This window comes from Pseudolactococcus plantarum (assembly GCF_002441715.1).
Taxonomy (GTDB): domain Bacteria; phylum Bacillota; class Bacilli; order Lactobacillales; family Streptococcaceae; genus Pseudolactococcus; species Pseudolactococcus plantarum.
Window position 1 is genome coordinate 54,429 of sequence record NZ_JXJX01000008.1, and the last position, 14,849, is coordinate 69,277.

16 protein-coding genes are annotated in these 14,849 nt (G+C 36.8%); 4 read left to right on the top strand and 12 right to left on the bottom strand.

Going from position 1 to position 14,849, the window contains the following annotated elements; translation table 11 throughout:
• Window positions 1-35 precede the first annotated feature (35 nt).
• The 5 genes from mutS to RU87_RS06315 form a co-directional block, all read right to left on the bottom strand.
• The gene (gene mutS, locus RU87_RS06295; RefSeq protein ID WP_068163187.1) at window positions 36-2,555 is read right to left on the bottom strand and encodes a DNA mismatch repair protein MutS; all 2,520 of its coding nucleotides are present in this window, start codon (window positions 2,553-2,555) and stop codon (window positions 36-38) included.
• A 40-nt stretch (window positions 2,556-2,595) separates the two neighbouring features.
• Window positions 2,596-2,976, bottom strand: a complete 381-nt coding sequence (locus tag RU87_RS06300) for a YlbF family regulator (RefSeq protein ID WP_068163010.1) — start codon at window positions 2,974-2,976, stop codon at window positions 2,596-2,598.
• Entirely contained in the window at window positions 2,948-3,430 is a 483-nt protein-coding gene (gene argR, locus RU87_RS06305) for an arginine repressor (RefSeq protein ID WP_068163008.1), read from the bottom strand. Before argR ends, RU87_RS06300 begins: the two co-directional genes overlap by 29 nt.
• Before the next feature lie 60 nt (window positions 3,431-3,490).
• Entirely contained in the window at window positions 3,491-5,185 is a 1,695-nt protein-coding gene (argS, locus tag RU87_RS06310) for an arginine--tRNA ligase (protein ID WP_068163183.1), read from the bottom strand.
• 336 nt (window positions 5,186-5,521) lie between these two features.
• Window positions 5,522-6,256 carry a nitroreductase family protein gene (locus RU87_RS06315; protein ID WP_068163005.1) on the bottom strand — a complete coding sequence of 245 codons (735 nt, stop codon included), beginning with the start codon at window positions 6,254-6,256 and terminating at the stop codon, window positions 5,522-5,524.
• Window positions 6,257-6,356: 100 nt separating this feature from the next.
• Here RU87_RS06315 and RU87_RS06320 point away from each other — a divergent pair, with 100 nt between their 5' ends.
• Window positions 6,357-6,692: a winged helix-turn-helix transcriptional regulator gene (locus RU87_RS06320; protein ID WP_197456623.1), complete on the top strand. Its 336-nt coding sequence runs from the start codon at window positions 6,357-6,359 to the stop codon at window positions 6,690-6,692.
• 221 nt (window positions 6,693-6,913) lie between these two features.
• Here RU87_RS06320 and RU87_RS06325 read toward each other — a convergent pair whose 3' ends face one another.
• The 3 genes from RU87_RS06325 to RU87_RS06335 all read right to left on the bottom strand — a co-directional run bounded on the left by RU87_RS06325 (window position 6,914) and on the right by RU87_RS06335 (window position 9,174).
• Entirely contained in the window at window positions 6,914-7,945 is a 1,032-nt protein-coding gene (locus RU87_RS06325) for an ABC transporter permease (RefSeq protein WP_068163003.1), read from the bottom strand.
• 133 nt (window positions 7,946-8,078) lie between these two features.
• Window positions 8,079-8,654: a TetR/AcrR family transcriptional regulator gene (locus RU87_RS06330; RefSeq protein WP_068162999.1), complete on the bottom strand. Its 576-nt coding sequence runs from the start codon at window positions 8,652-8,654 to the stop codon at window positions 8,079-8,081.
• Window positions 8,644-9,174, bottom strand: coding sequence for an NAD(P)H-dependent oxidoreductase (locus RU87_RS06335; RefSeq protein ID WP_068162996.1), 531 nt, complete (start codon window positions 9,172-9,174; stop codon window positions 8,644-8,646). Before RU87_RS06335 ends, RU87_RS06330 begins: the two co-directional genes overlap by 11 nt.
• Window positions 9,175-9,358: 184 nt before the next feature.
• Here RU87_RS06335 and RU87_RS06340 point away from each other — a divergent pair, with 184 nt between their 5' ends.
• From RU87_RS06340 to RU87_RS06350, 3 genes are all read left to right on the top strand, one after another.
• A complete protein-coding gene (locus RU87_RS06340; protein WP_068162993.1) occupies window positions 9,359-9,826 on the top strand; it encodes a LytTR family DNA-binding domain-containing protein in 468 nt (155 codons plus the stop codon).
• 107 nt (window positions 9,827-9,933) lie between these two features.
• Complete coding sequence (locus tag RU87_RS06345; RefSeq protein ID WP_068162991.1) at window positions 9,934-10,443, top strand: DUF6622 family protein; 510 nt, start codon at window positions 9,934-9,936, stop codon at window positions 10,441-10,443.
• 35 nt (window positions 10,444-10,478) lie between these two features.
• Window positions 10,479-10,862 carry a DUF3021 family protein gene (locus tag RU87_RS06350; RefSeq protein ID WP_068162988.1) on the top strand — a complete coding sequence of 128 codons (384 nt, stop codon included), beginning with the start codon at window positions 10,479-10,481 and terminating at the stop codon, window positions 10,860-10,862.
• 119 nt (window positions 10,863-10,981) lie between these two features.
• Here the strand turns inward: RU87_RS06350 and RU87_RS06355 are convergent, their stop codons facing one another.
• The 4 genes from RU87_RS06355 to RU87_RS06370 all read right to left on the bottom strand — a co-directional run bounded on the left by RU87_RS06355 (window position 10,982) and on the right by RU87_RS06370 (window position 14,849).
• On the bottom strand, window positions 10,982-11,362 hold the full coding sequence (locus RU87_RS06355) for a hypothetical protein (RefSeq protein ID WP_143471384.1): 381 nt from the start codon (window positions 11,360-11,362) through the stop codon (window positions 10,982-10,984).
• A gap of 34 nt (window positions 11,363-11,396) precedes the next feature.
• Window positions 11,397-12,011 carry a hypothetical protein gene (locus RU87_RS06360; protein ID WP_068162983.1) on the bottom strand — a complete coding sequence of 205 codons (615 nt, stop codon included), beginning with the start codon at window positions 12,009-12,011 and terminating at the stop codon, window positions 11,397-11,399.
• Between the two features lie 25 nt (window positions 12,012-12,036).
• On the bottom strand, window positions 12,037-12,993 hold the full coding sequence (locus RU87_RS06365) for a hypothetical protein (protein WP_167373830.1): 957 nt from the start codon (window positions 12,991-12,993) through the stop codon (window positions 12,037-12,039).
• Window positions 12,994-13,166: 173 nt separating this feature from the next.
• Window positions 13,167-14,849: a DAK2 domain-containing protein gene (locus RU87_RS06370; protein ID WP_068162977.1), complete on the bottom strand. Its 1,683-nt coding sequence runs from the start codon at window positions 14,847-14,849 to the stop codon at window positions 13,167-13,169.

The following is a 14,849-nucleotide window of genomic DNA, read 5'->3' on the forward strand; positions in this document are numbered from 1 at the left end:
TGCCTGAAAGTTGATAACTTGTGCTGACTCACCACTTACATGGATAGGGAGTCTACTAATTTTTTGAGTTCATATAGTTGATTCATCGCATCCATGGGTGTCAGATTCATCACATCAATTTGTTTAATAGCAGTTACTAATTCATCAGAGTGATCAAATAAACCAAGTTGTTCAACTTCTTTTTTAGGCGCTTCAGGCACATGTTGAGCAGATGAATTTTCTAACTCCGATAAAATCAGCTTAGCTCGACTTAATAATGCTTGTGGCAATCCTGCAATCTTAGCAACATGAATCCCGTAAGATTTATCTGCCGGCCCTGGTTCTATCTTATGTAAGAAAGTCACTTCACCAGCATTTTCAAGTGTGGCAACATGCACATTTTTCACTTGAGATAACTGACGCTCAAGTACAGTCAACTCATGATAGTGTGTCGCAAATAAGGTTTTAGCGCCAACTTGTTCGTGGATATATTCTACAATAGACTGAGCTAAGGCAATCCCATCATAAGTTGCAGTCCCACGGCCCAATTCATCAAATAAAATCAAAGACTGCGGCGTGGCTCTTCTGATTGCATGATTAGCTTCCATCATTTCTACCATAAAGGTTGATTGACCACTAATCAAATCATCAGCAGCACCAATCCTTGTAAAAATGGCGTCAAAAATAGGCAAGTCAATTTGATCAGCAGGGAGATAACACCCTATCTGCGCCATGACGACACTCAAGGCTAGTTCACGCATATAGGTTGATTTCCCTGACATGTTTGGCCCTGTGATGAGTTGTATCATGGTATCTTGATCAAAGTCGATAGAGTTTGGGACGTATTGTTGCGCATCCATTACTTTTTCAACAACAGCATGACGGCCATTTTTAATGTGAATCTCTTGACTGTCTTTGTGGATAGTTGGTCTGATGTAGTGATTGTTTTCTGCTACGACTGCTAATGATTGGAGCACATCAATTTCTGCTATTATTTTGGCAAGTTTTTGAATACGTGAAATAAACGTTGCTGCTTGCTCTCTGACATCTAGAAATAAATTATATTCTAAACTAGCAGCGTTTTCACGGGCATCTAGCATCTGAGTTTCTATAGTAGAAAGCTCTTGTGTACCATAGCGTTCTGAATTCTTTAAGGTTGCCTTACGAAAGAAATGACTAGGGACTTGTGTCAGATTAGCATTCGTCACATGGAAATAGTAACCATCTTTCTTATTGTAATCTATTTTTAAATTATTAATCCCCGAATTCACACGCTCTTTTGCTTCCAGTTCAGTTATCCAACTCGTCCCATCACGCAAAATCACACGGTAATCATCTAGGGGCTCATTAAACCCATCTTTAATGATATTACCTTCTGTAATACTGGCAGAAGCACTGCTATCGATCGCACGCGTAATCAACTCAAGTAAGTCAGGCATATGATCTAATTGGTCGATCAAGGGTACCAAAATATCTGAGGACATCTGAATTAATACTGTGCTAATAGCAGGAACATTTGATAAAGTCTGTGCTAACTGTAATAAATCTTTTGGCGAGGCTTTACCAAAAGAAATTCGAGAAGCTAGCCGTTCGATATCGTAGACACCCTTAAGCGCTTCAGATAAATCAGAACGTTCAAAGAAATGATCTAAAAAGACTTGACTAACATCCTGACGGTTTTTGATTGCTTTTAGACTCACTAGAGGGCGATCTATCCACATCTTTAACATCCGTGTCCCCATAGCTGTTTTCGTCTCATCTAACAGCCAATAAAGACTACCATACTTCTTACCAGTTCTAGCATTATAAAGTAAGTCTAGACTTTTTTTACTCGATGCATCCATCAGTAAAAAATCTTTGATTTCATAATGCTGAGCCGCTTGTAAATGTGACAGGTGTCTCTTTTGTGTCCCAATCACATAATTCAAAAGCTTAGCTGCTGTCTTCGATTCCAAACTCGATAAGTCCGTACTGATTAACTCACTGGCTTCAACACCTATCAATTCAGATGATACCAAAACATTTAACTGTACTTCTAAAATCTGCTTTTGTGGATCAGCTTCCGATAACCCATAGCCAACGACTACCTCACGAGCTTTAAGTGATGCAATCTCATCTACGACTGTTTCAAAATCATCTAGGCTAGTGACAAAAAATTCACCCGTTGCCAAGTCTAGATAACTCAGTGCATATTGCGTGTCATCTCGATCTATCGCAACTAAAAAATTATTATCCTTACCTGTGTTTAGGGCATCGACAGCCGTCCCTGGTGTAATCACTTGGACAACATCACGCTTCACAACACCAACAGCTTGTTTAGGGTCTTCCATCTGTTCTGCAATCGCAACTTTATAGCCCAAATCAATCAAAATATCGATATATTGTTGGACGCTATGATGTGGTACACCTGCCATGGGAATCGGATTCTCTGAATTTTTATTTCTAGATGTTAAGGTTAATTCTAATATCTGAGCTGCCTTAACAGCATCATCATAAAATAATTCATAAAAATCACCCATTCTAAATAGCAAAAAAGCATCTGAATAAGCTTGTTTGATATCCAGATACTGTCTCATGCCTGGTGAAATTTTCTCAACAGGTTTTGATGATATTTTCTCAGTTCTCACGATGAAGTTCCTCGTTAATTTGTGTCTCTAAATTTTGTAAAAGATATTGTAATAGCTCAGTGACTGCTGTTAGTTTACGACGATAATCAATTAAGATAGGCTCATCATTTAGTTGTGCTTCAATCACTTTTGAGCGCTCAATCGTCTCTTGATAAGCTCTTTCTTTACCTATTTTTTTATATAAAATAGCATCTTTTGCTAGTGCTTTCATCTCCACTTCAAGCGTATAAAGTTCCGTACTATTTTTTAGCAGGCTTTCTGCAGTTTGAAAGTCAATGACTGTTGGATGTTTCGCCAATTCACTTAAAAAAAGGGTCAGAGTAGCTTCGTAATCAGACTGCTCACGATCTATTTGCGGTTCTAGCATCATTCATTTCTCTTTCAAATTTTTCCGCGCTTGCTTCATCTCGACAAGTGATAAGCAACGTGTCAGCTCCTGCGATGGTACCTAAAACTTCTTGTTTATTAGCACCATCGATTGCATTGGCTAATAAGTCAGCTTCGCCAAGACCTGTATGGACAATAATGATAAACGCAGCTCTACTCACACTTAAAATATATGCTGAAAAGACCTCTACCAAATCCATGTTGGCACTGATAAAGTTAGGATTATCTAACACCTCATCATATTCAAATAATGCGTAAAAGTTGCCATCATCATAGCGGTTTTTAATGATACCCAACTCACGAATATCTCTAGATAAAGTTGCTTGTGTTGTAGACACACCAACTTTTAACAGACGTTGTGATAACTCTTCTTGTGTATCTATCTTATTATTACGGATTAATTCCCGAATAATCTCTTGCCGTTTTTGTTTTTTCATATGTCTCATTATACCATAAATTGACTGATTATCTTATTTAACACTGATGTTTATCATCACTTACATTTCTTCCGGTGCTTCAACACCTAAGAGTCTAAGACTTTCTTTCAATACAACACCTGTTGCATAAGCTAAAGACAATCGTGCTGCTTTTTCGCTACTTTCTTCTAAAATACGCGTATGGGCGTAATATTTATTAAAGGCTTGGGCAAGATTAATCGCATATTTGGCAATAGCTGAAGGTTCAAATAGCCTAGCTGCTCTATTAATCACATCAGGAAAAGCTTGCAATAATTTGACAATTGCCCAGCTCTCATCATCTGAAAGTGAGAAACTTTGGCCAATCACGGCTTCTGGTTTAAAGTCAGCCTTCTTGAGGATAGACTGAATTCGAGCGTGCGCGTATTGGACGTAAGGTCCTGTTTCACCTTCAAACGATACCATCTCTTCAAGATTAAAATCATAGCCATTCAACCGCTCATTTTTTAAGTCATAAAATTTAATCGCACCAACACCAACTTCATGTGCAACTACTGCTTTATTTGGTAAATCAGGATTTTTAGCCTCTATTTGTGCTTGTGCACGTTTGACTGCTTCTTGAATCGTTGGTTCTAATAAAATCACGTTACCTTTACGTGTTGACAATTTTTTACCTGCTTTGGTAACCAAGCCAAACGGTACATGATAAATATCCTCAGACCATGCGTACCCCATCTTATCAAGCACAGCTTTCAGTTGTTTGAAGTGTCCTGACTGTTCTTGTCCTACTACATAAATTGATTTAGCAAAGTCATATGTCCGCTTGCGATAAAGTGCTGCTGCTAAATCACGTGTGATGTAAAGTGTTGCCCCATCAGATTTTTTAATCAAAGCAGGGTTTTCAAATCCTTCTAACTCAACAACAGTAGCTCCTTCTGACTCCGTTAGGAGTTGCTTATCTGCAAGGATATCGATAATTTCTGACATTTTATCATTATAAAATGCCTCACCGTTCATACTGTCAAACGTGACACCTAATTCTTGATAGATACGATCAAATTCAACTAAAGACTCATCTCTGAACCATTGCCAAAGTGCTAGTGCTTCTGCATCACCATTTTCTAGTTTTAAGAACCATTCACGCGCAGATTCATCAATCGTAGGATCCTCAGCAGCCTCAGCATTGATTCTCACATAAAGTTTTAATAACTCTGAGATTGGGTGCTGACGGATTGCTGCCTCATCGCCATATTTTTTATAGGCTACAATCAACATGCCAAACTGTTTGCCCCAATCACCTAAGTGATTGATTCGAACAGGTGTGTAGCCAATCTTACGATAAATTTCGGCTAAAGCATCTCCGATAACGGTTGAGCGTAAGTGACCGATTGAAAATGGTTTTGCGATATTTGGCGATGACATATCGATAGCGACTTTTTCACCATTCGGTGCTACTGTTGCATAGTCTTCACCCTGTTCTAAAATAGCTGATAGTACTGATGTCATCGTTGCTGACTTATCTAAGAAAAAGTTAACATATGGTCCTGTTGCGACGATTTTTTCAAAACCATCTTGTGATAGTTTCTCTACGATATCAAGTGCAATCATATTTGGTGCTTTTCGTAAAGTCTTAGCTAGTGAAAAGACAGGAAAAGCCAAATCACCCATCTCTGGTTTCTTTGGTATTTCTAGTAAGTTAGTGATCTCAGACTCAGTGAGTGCATTATCTAAAACAGCTGCTAATGCTTGAGTTGCTAATTGTTTATCATTTGTCATTTTCATCATGTCCTTTAAAAAGTATTCATGTCTATTTTATCATATTTTAGTCCCTGTAGGGAATGAAATCGCGTATTCTAACTGCCAGATGACGCTATGAACCCCTTGTGAAACTTAGCGACAAAAAAACAAACCAGTCAGATGGTTTGCTCAAACTAAAAGACAAAGGCAACTGAGATCTGTCTCGTCATCGTTTTAAAACTATTATAGTTTCCCTAAATATAAGCAATAGCTAAAAAAAGTGCAATTCAGCCGATGGCTTCAATTAGTAGGTGTGCACAATATGTAGCACAACTGTCTTCTAACACTGAAGAGGTCTTGTTGTATCGAGAGTTTTTATAATAGTCCTTGTTTCTGTAATACTGCTTTAGTTCCTTTAGGATATTTTCCTTTATTATAATAATTTAAGAACCTATCCAACCAATCAGAAGAGGTATAGCCTGCTTGTATCGAAAAGTTTTTCAACTTAGCAGCATAGACCTTAACCGGAGTTAAATCTGTAAAATCCATTGATTGTCCAGCGTATATAACGTTTATATCCGATAATCTTGGTTTTACAAATTTTTCTTTTGTTGCTTTACCTATAGCCATGCCTACTAACGGAAATGAGTATTTTGGATACGCATAAGTGGTAACAATCTCTTCGGATAACCGCCTAATGCTACCTATGACACAGGTTCCAAGCCCCATACTTTCAGCAGTAATCGCAGCATTCTCAAGAGCAAGCGACGCATCAACCGCTCCGATAAGTAATGGCTCTATTTCTCCACCAAGATCTGCATCTATACCATACAAACTTAGGTTGATATTGAATAATAAAAAGACACTTGATTGCCTAATCGTGTTAACATTGTTCACTTGATTATCATGTTTTTCCACTAAATTGGCCAATTTTTCTTTTTCTTTTCCAGTAAAGACTAGAATACTATAGGCTTGACCATTTTCCCAAGAAGGAGCTTGCTTCGCAGATGAAATGATAGCACTTAGCGCTTCTTGAGAGAGCGTATACTCACCATCAAATCCTCTAACAGTTGCGTGATTTTGTATCACATTAATCGTTTCATTCATCATCGTTTTACGCCTCCTTTTAACGTCTGTACTTTATTGTATAATTAAGATATAATATGTGCAATACTGTCAAAAAAGATACTATGTCGATAGGAGAATATCATTGAGAAAAACATATGAACAAATGGTCAACTGTAATTGCGATACCGCTAATGCGTTAGCAGTCATTGGTGGCAAATGGAAAATCCTAATGCTATACCATATTTCAAAAGGTGATAAAGGTTTTAATGAGTTAGTCAGATTACTAGTTGGCATTACGCCTCACACCTTAAGCAAAGATTTAAGAGAATTAATTGAGGATGGTTTAGTTGAAAAAACAATCTTACAACATATACCACCAAGAACGAGTTATCAGTTAACTGATGTAGGCAGAGAGTTAGAGCCTATATTATTAAAAATTAAAGAGTTTGGCCATAGACATCCGATAAAACGCCATTAAAGTATAATTTAACGCCCAAAACATAATCTTTTAAAATTAAATAGTCGTACTTGATTTTTTTAGTTTAAATCAACAGTCAATATTGAATTGGACTCTACTAATTATTTTTCCATAACATACAATAAAACCTAGCCATATAATCACTAGGTTTTTTCAGTATGGGCAAACCGGTCAGACGGTTTGTTATTTTCTAGATTTGAAGCTCAATTACTAGTGAGCTTTTAGACTGATTTTTTGCCAAGTTTAAACAGTATCATACCAAAGCCTACATATGCTAATAAAACAAGCAACGGTTGGCTGATTGCATGACCATCAAAGAAAGCGATATTTCTGAGCAAGGTACCTGTTGCACCTGGCGGTAATAACTGTCCAAATGCTCCCCAACCATTAGGCAGTAACTCAGGTGCTGTGAGTAAACCTGATAATGGATTACCTAATAAAATCAGAACGATTGCGGCAATGCCAAGCCCCGGTAACCCAAGCACCTCTAATATGCCTAATACAAAGAAGCTAGTTGCCATAATACCAAGCATAGCCCCTAAGGATGTGAGTAAGTAATTACCATCAAATGTCCCTATACCAAATTGGATCACTGCAATCAAGCCAAGCCCACCGATGATTGAAAAACCAATAACGGCTATAAATTTTTGTCTTTTTCCTTTGATTAATTGGCTAATTGCAACCGTACCAATCCAACCACCAAGTGCAATGGGCAACGCACCTGCTGCTAATCCTGATCCCTTTTCATCAGTTTTTGGAAATGCTTTAACCTCAACAATCTTGACTTGTTTTGCTGAAATCGCGACTAGTTTTTGAGTAAGCACCTTAAGTTTGACACTATCTGTAGTCTTTGTCATTAATTGCGTCAGCTGTTCCTGTGCAGCTGATTTTTGTTGCGTCAACATTTCCTTAGCTACATCTGTTAATAGTTGGGCTACTGTAGTAGACGCTGCGGTTGCTTTATATAAAGTAACATCTCCTGATGGATCTATTGCATACACACCATATGCTTTTCTTTCTTTCATTGCGTTAACAGCTGTTTTTTCAGTATTAAATCGTGTGACTTTAAACCCTTTTGCTTGAAGTGACTGACTTATTTTATCGTAAATTGCATCATTTTTTTCTATGATACCAATAGGTACCTGTTGGACGCCACTATGTACAGCAGGTAAGGCAAAAGCTGCCATCATAATTGCTAATATTGCAGTAAGTATCACGACTAATGATAAAATAAAACGCCAAGTTGATTTCATTTTATAACTCCCTTTGTTTTGATACTTAAATCTTATCAAACAGACAACTAAAAAAACACCACCAATTTCCCACAAGTGTTGGATAGTGATGATGTTTGTTAATTTACGTAAGATAAATACAGGTAACCATAGCTTAATCCATCAAAAGTCGCATTGTTTTCGGTGAAATACGGCTAATAATTTTAGCAAATTCTTCTGGTGTTTCGATAAAATCTCTCTCAATCCATATTTTAATCAAATTCAATATCATCCCCTGAAAAATCGAAAACACATAAACATCTGGTAGATCGATAGCTTGAACGATATTGCCGTCAATTAAAAATTGCTCAGAAAACACTGAAAACCGTGCTGTAAACAAGCCATCAGACTTATCACTTAAAAATAGTTTGATGGCTTCTTTATGATCATAGATACGATGGATTAGTAAATTAATCCGAGAGTCTATCAATTCATGATCATCTAATTTGAGCACAGTCACTTCTGGTAGCCCTTCTACTATTTTAGTGATTAACCTCGTTTGTACTTGTGCCATCAAATCTTCTTTATCCAAGAAATGTTCATAAAAAGTAGACCGATTAATCCTTGCTTTTTTAACAATGGCACTCACACTAATCTTCTGGTAACCTACTGTATCTAGTAAGGCTAAAAATGTCTCTGTTATTTTTTGATCTGTCATGACATATCGTTTGTCAGTTTTTTTACTTATCATCATGGATTCCTACTACATGTTTAAGCATCTGTTTCGTACTCAAAGCGACAGTTGCATCTGTTGCCTCATTCGCACCATAAGCAATAAAAGGCTCCTCAAAAATCATACCGCAGAGTTGACTGGTCATCTCAAGTGGTCGCAATACCTCCGTCATTGTATGCTGTTTACGTCCATCGGGCTGATAGTCAGCTTCTGTTGATCCTGCAGATAGTAGCAGCATGAACGATTTACCATGCAAATAAGTCCCGGTTGAGCCATGTGCAAATCCTCGAGTTAATACCACATCTTGCCATTGTTTCAGTAAAGGTGGTGTGCTATACCAGTACAAAGGAAATTGGAAAACAACTCGATCATGTTGTTTTAGCAAGTCCTGCTCTTTTAAAGCATCAATCTTACCATCTGGATACGCCGCGTACAAGTCATGGCAAGTCACATCTTCTTGCAATAATGCTGCTTGCCAAGCACGATTAAAGCGAGACTGAGATAGATTAGGATGGGCCATAATAATTAATGTTTTCATATTTTTTCTTCCTTAAGATATACTTTTTAACAAGTAATACTAGAGTTTAATCTAGTCGCTATACCTCTAGTTTACACACAAAAAATAAAAAAGTATACTCAAAAACATTTTATTTTTTTTAAAAAATGCAGTATAATGCAGTATACTAAAACAATAGTAGACAATTATCAAAATGGAGAAATAGATGGCAAATACCAATCGACTTAAAATCGTTATAAATCAGTTAAAAGATTTGACCGCACAAGAATCTGTCATATTTAATCTCTTTCATACCAATAGTACGATTGATAAAGTCATTGATATGTTACGAAAATCAACCTCGACAATTCTAGCAACTGAGTTGCGAACACATGTGCAATACAAAGTCAAATTCGCAGATGTTTTATATCTTGACTATGTTGATAGAAATGTGTGTTTATATACCAAAGATGCGAGTTTTTGGGTCAAAACTTCTTTTGTCAAACTATTCACCCAACTGCCAAGTCATTTCGTTCAGATTTCGAAAAATAATGCTGTCAACATCTATGAAGTCCAAGCTGTAGAAACTAATATCGGCGGGAATTTAATCATCAAACTCTCTACCGACGAAAAACTCGTCGTCAGTCGTCGCTATATCAAAAATTTTAAAGCATTTTTGATCGACCAAGCGTAATTTAACCGCATGTGTTCAGTATACTGCCACATGTGTCAACTGCTATTTCTTTTTATGTCTTACATACCTATAATAAAAACATAAAAAGAAAAGAGGTTGCACATTACATGTCCCAATTATTAAACATCATCGGTCAAATCCTATCACATACACCTATCTGGGTGTGGGTTATTTTAATTGTCCTAATCAAAAGAGGGATGGCTTTGCAAACAGATTCTCCTGTTTCTCTTGCTAAATCCTTTATCATGCCGACTATCTTTATACTATGGGGATTAGATACGATTGTAACTAAATTTCACCATCCACTTTATCTGCTAATGGCATACCTACTATGTTTATGTTTGGGCGCTTGTGTTAGTCTTTATATTTATCGCAACAAAAGATTTTATATCCAAAATACAATTTTGATGCAAAGCGGCAGCAAGATACCTTTAATCATCATGATCAGTAATTTTTGTATTAAATATTGTTTAAATGTGCTATTATCTACACAACCTTCACTATACAGTGTATTTGGGTTTAATCTCATCTATGGCGTCATCTCAGGATTTACCGTCGGACTATTTTTTGGTGGGATCATTCAATCATTTCGAGCAAAATCACGTCTACTCGCTTAACCTTACATCACAATTCATAGCAAGGAAAAATTAAGATGTCTATTTTACAACGCTGTTTCAAAGCCTTAGGTATCGGGTCTTTTGTCTACTTATTAATCCTGTTCATCAATGATGGTGTAGTCGTCTACACGTCAGGAGTGATCTATGTATTTGCAATTTCTATATTTATTGCATTGACAAGTTATATCTTTAATATAGACTCACTAAATTTCATCACTTGTTTAGTCATCCATTATATATTAGTGAATATATTTGTGATTGTTGCCAATTATACCATGCACTTCACCGGAAACTACATTCACTTGTTTTTCTCCATTTTTATCATCTATGTGGTGTCTTTTATCGTGACAACAATTCAGACAAGGCTAACTGTTAAACAACTCAACAACTTACTAGACCAAGTCCATCACAAACCTTAGTCCGTGACACATCCCAATCATATTATAAAAATACCTCTTAAAGATAGTCAATCATCTTTAAGAGGTATTTTTTATAGACTACATGGTCAGTCTTTGACTTTGTGGCTGTCAGTTGCTAGTCATGCCAAAATCTCTTGCTGCCCATTGCTATATACCACGATAACTGATTCTTTTGTCGGCACGTTGTAATCCGAATCTGTCAATGGTGCACCATAAGCTGTACCAGTTTTATAAAGTTTTCGTTTATATAACTTCCCATCCTTTATAATCTCTGCATCAATAGACCACTCACCATACTTAGAATAGTCATATGTATGACTAAATTTGATTTTTTCTATACCAGGTTGTGTCCGTTTAAGCGCCATTACTGCTAGCCGCTGATTATCAAGGTTTTTCTTTTCATTACTGTTTTTGTCCAGATTCCCCTTAATGCGTAAGCATAAAACAACTGTGATTAGCAATATAATCCCTAATACGATTTTTACTTTCTGTTTTGTCATCTTTTTATCTCTCAAGCATCATCCTCACAGTTATTCAGTTAAAAAGATATCTTTTCAACGTCTCTAAACCTACTTCGTATACCACTGATAGTCCAATTACTACAAAAAATAGATACAGAAAAAATTTCCTATTATAGTTGTCTCCCTTGCGATAATAATAATATTCATGGTAATCAAAATTTAGTAGCCAGCGAATAAACGTATACACCATAAACAAACCATAATAGTAATATAACCTCATCATTAAGAGATGTGTTTGCGTATCATCTACTTTCCAGAGAATCGAATTTTCTAGAAAAGGACTGATCACTACTGTTATAGCTAACACTACAACACTGATTAGAAACAGTACTAAGTCTTTAGTTTTCAATTGCTTTTTAGAAAGTGATTGATTGCCAGAAATATATCTTCCCAGTGTATATATAATTAATATCCAAGTTACCCAGCCAACAAATAAAGATACATGATCACCATCATAACCGTGACTTATTAAGTCATTTGTATCTGAATATCCGTCTATAAAGGGAGATGAAATATATGCCGAATCATAAAAATAGAAAATAGATACTATCAAATTATCCAGATACGCATAACAGCGCCCTAGCTTGAGTCGCCTAGCATTTTTACGTAGTGTCCGTCTATCTACCATCGCCTACCTCTCCACAGTTACCTGATTACCACCACGAAGCATACTGTCTGAGTGTGATTCTGGTACTTCGAGTATAGGCTAAGGCATTAATGGCTGCACGATCATAAAGCGATAGGTGAATGAGGGCAAGATTTGTTACTGTATAAGTAGCTACAATAGGCACAATACCAATCGGTCCCCCTAAACACAAACTAAAAACAGCACTTTCAACGACCGTTCTCATTGCTTTTCTGGTATTTTTTTCTACTTCTTTTCTTGGTATTTTTTTAGCAGCTTCATCCCAATAGTACATAAAATCGTCAACTGTCTTCACTTTACGTAAAACACCATCATTCATATACTTATAATAATCTTTTGTAAACCTCCCTGCTTTTAAAAGACCTTTAGCTGTAGCCACCCAAGTTTTAAATGACTTCAAGTTTTTTATTAATTTACTTAAACTTACTTTCTCTAACCCAGATCCACTCTTAACCAGCTCTGCTGTTCTTCTAGTACTGTTGAGCAGTTTACCACCGTAGGTTGTCTTGATAAAGGCGTTATATACACTGTCATCATTTTCTCCCATATATTCAGGACAGTAGTAATCCGTTCGTAACTTGGGTCCCACGTTACCTGCTGTTTTGTCTGAATCGTTGACATCAAAATAGTAGAGGAGATACATCTTCATCTTCTCTTCTTCTGTCGGATTGCTGCCATAGCGGTTTCGGGCATATCTGTTGATAGAAAAATACTTATCCGTCTCTTTAAAGTTAATCGGATCTTCAGACATTCTTGCACGGCTATTTTCCTGTTGAACTTGAGGAGGTGGGCTTACTCTTGAAAAATCAATCTGCGTCTTAGCTAACATCTCAAAAGATAGTCCGATTTCCCTGAGTTCATCATCCATCATCTGATAGAGCTCTAACTTTTGCAAATTCTCTCGCTCTTGATTTTCCTGACTAAGCTGTTCGTAAGCTTTCACAGTTGCGCTACTAAACGGCAAACAAAATGTAAGCGCTAACAATAGACATAAAAATTTTTTCATTTATTCACACATCTTTCCATGATATAATCTGATTATATCATCAATCGAATTCATTGTCTAATTTTTTCGTATATTTTATGAATTATAGAAAATAAAAAAAGTTACACTAAGGTAACTTTTTAGTTTAGGATTTATTCAACTGAGAATAAATAAGGATAAACAGGTTGTCCACCATCAAATATCTCGATTTCAACATCAGGGTACGTCTCTGATAATTCAGCTGATAACTTATCAGCTAATTTACGCGAACCATCCGCACCGATATAGAGACTAATAATTTCAGCATCTTCGTTATCAGCGAGCATCTTAGCAAATGTTTGCGTTAAGACATCATGTATATCTTTTTCTGAAACCACAATCTTGTTATCGATCATACCAAGCCAATCATTTTCATGGATGGCAAGTCCATCAATAGATGTATCTCTGACAGCATTTGTCACTTGACCACTCGTCACTTCTGAAAGATTTTCAGTCATATCTGAGACATTTTCAGCTAATGTTTTACTTGCTTCAAAAGCTAATAAAGCTGTTAGACCTTGTGAAACTGTTTTAGATTCAACCACACTAGCAGGCACATCAACAACATCAGCTGCTGATTGGGCTGCCATAAAGATATTTTTATTATTTGGTAGAATAATCACATTTCTAGCATTCACAAGATCAATTGCTTTCACGATATCCTCCGTAGACGGATTCATTGTTTGACCACCAGAAATAACATAATCAACACCCATATCTTTGAAAATTTTAGCTAAACCATCACCTGCAGCGATTGCGATGATACCAAATTCTTTAGGCTCAGCCGATTTTACAGGTGCTACTTGCTTTTCTTCTTTAATCACTTGTGCATCGTGTTGCTCACGCATGTTGTCAACTTTGACTTTAACTAAAGCACCGTATTTTAGCCCTTCTTGCATAACAAGACCTGGATCTTCAGTATGCACATGGACTTTAACGATTTCATCATCATTAACAACTAATAAAGAATCACCGATTTCATTCAAGTAATTTCTAAACGTCTCATAGTCAAAAGATTTACTCGCTGTAGGCCCTTGACCTAAGCCAACCATGATCTCTGTACAATAACCGTATTTGATATCTTCAGTTGCAATGTGACCTGCGACTGATTTATGATGTTCAGCATTGACCATCTCATCCATAACAGCAGGTGTTGCTTCAAATTCTGCTGAATCTAAATATTCACCAGTCGCTGCAGCAACAAACCCTTCTAAGATATAAACAAGCCCTTGACCACCAGAGTCAACGACACCGACTTCTTTTAAGACAGGCAACATATCAGGTGTTTTAGCAAGTGCTACTTTAGCCCCTTCAAGAGCTGCTTTTAAAACAACTATCGCATCATCAGACTCATTAGCTGCTTTACCCGCAAAAGCTGATGCCCCACGAGAAACTGTTAAAATTGTTCCTTCTACTGGTTTCATAACCGCTTTATAAGCGACTTCTACACCATTTTGGAAAGCTTTTGCTAGATTTTCTCCAGTAAATACTGTTTCATCTTTGATAGCTTGACCAAATCCACGGAAAATTTGCGACAAGATAACACCTGAGTTACCACGCGCACCCATCAAAAGACCTTTAGCAAGAATAGCCGCAACTTCACCTACCGTAGTCGCTTGTTTATCGGAAACGGCTTTTGCACCGTTTGTGATCGTCATGCCCATGTTAGTCCCTGTATCGCCATCTGGAACAGGAAAAACATTAAGTGAGTTAACATACTCAGCTTGACTATTTAATCTGGTACTAGCAGCCTGAATCATCTCCTGAAATTGGCTTGCATTAATTGTATTAGTCAT

Excerpts from the sequence above, each read along its gene's own strand:
- RU87_RS06330 (WP_068162999.1), bottom strand. The coding sequence starts at position 8,654 with ATGATAAGTAAAAAAACTGACAAACGATATGTCATGACAGATCAAAAA.
- RU87_RS06340 (WP_068162993.1), top strand. The coding sequence starts at position 9,359 with ATGGCAAATACCAATCGACTTAAAATCGTTATAAATCAGTTAAAAGAT.
- RU87_RS06325 (WP_068163003.1), bottom strand. The coding sequence starts at position 7,945 with ATGAAATCAACTTGGCGTTTTATTTTATCATTAGTCGTGATACTTACT.
- RU87_RS06335 (WP_068162996.1), bottom strand. The coding sequence starts at position 9,174 with ATGAAAACATTAATTATTATGGCCCATCCTAATCTATCTCAGTCTCGC.
- RU87_RS06355 (WP_143471384.1), bottom strand. The coding sequence starts at position 11,362 with ATGACAAAACAGAAAGTAAAAATCGTATTAGGGATTATATTGCTAATC.
- RU87_RS06370 (WP_068162977.1), bottom strand. The coding sequence starts at position 14,849 with ATGACTAATACAATTAATGCAAGCCAATTTCAGGAGATGATTCAGGCT.
- RU87_RS06300 (WP_068163010.1), bottom strand. The coding sequence starts at position 2,976 with ATGATGCTAGAACCGCAAATAGATCGTGAGCAGTCTGATTACGAAGCT.
- argS (WP_068163183.1), bottom strand. The coding sequence starts at position 5,185 with ATGACAAATGATAAACAATTAGCAACTCAAGCATTAGCAGCTGTTTTA.
- argR (WP_068163008.1), bottom strand. The coding sequence starts at position 3,430 with ATGAAAAAACAAAAACGGCAAGAGATTATTCGGGAATTAATCCGTAAT.
- RU87_RS06350 (WP_068162988.1), top strand. The coding sequence starts at position 10,479 with ATGTCTATTTTACAACGCTGTTTCAAAGCCTTAGGTATCGGGTCTTTT.
- RU87_RS06360 (WP_068162983.1), bottom strand. The coding sequence starts at position 12,011 with ATGGTAGATAGACGGACACTACGTAAAAATGCTAGGCGACTCAAGCTA.
- RU87_RS06345 (WP_068162991.1), top strand. The coding sequence starts at position 9,934 with ATGTCCCAATTATTAAACATCATCGGTCAAATCCTATCACATACACCT.
- RU87_RS06315 (WP_068163005.1), bottom strand. The coding sequence starts at position 6,256 with ATGATGAATGAAACGATTAATGTGATACAAAATCACGCAACTGTTAGA.
- mutS (WP_068163187.1), bottom strand. The coding sequence starts at position 2,555 with ATGAGACAGTATCTGGATATCAAACAAGCTTATTCAGATGCTTTTTTG.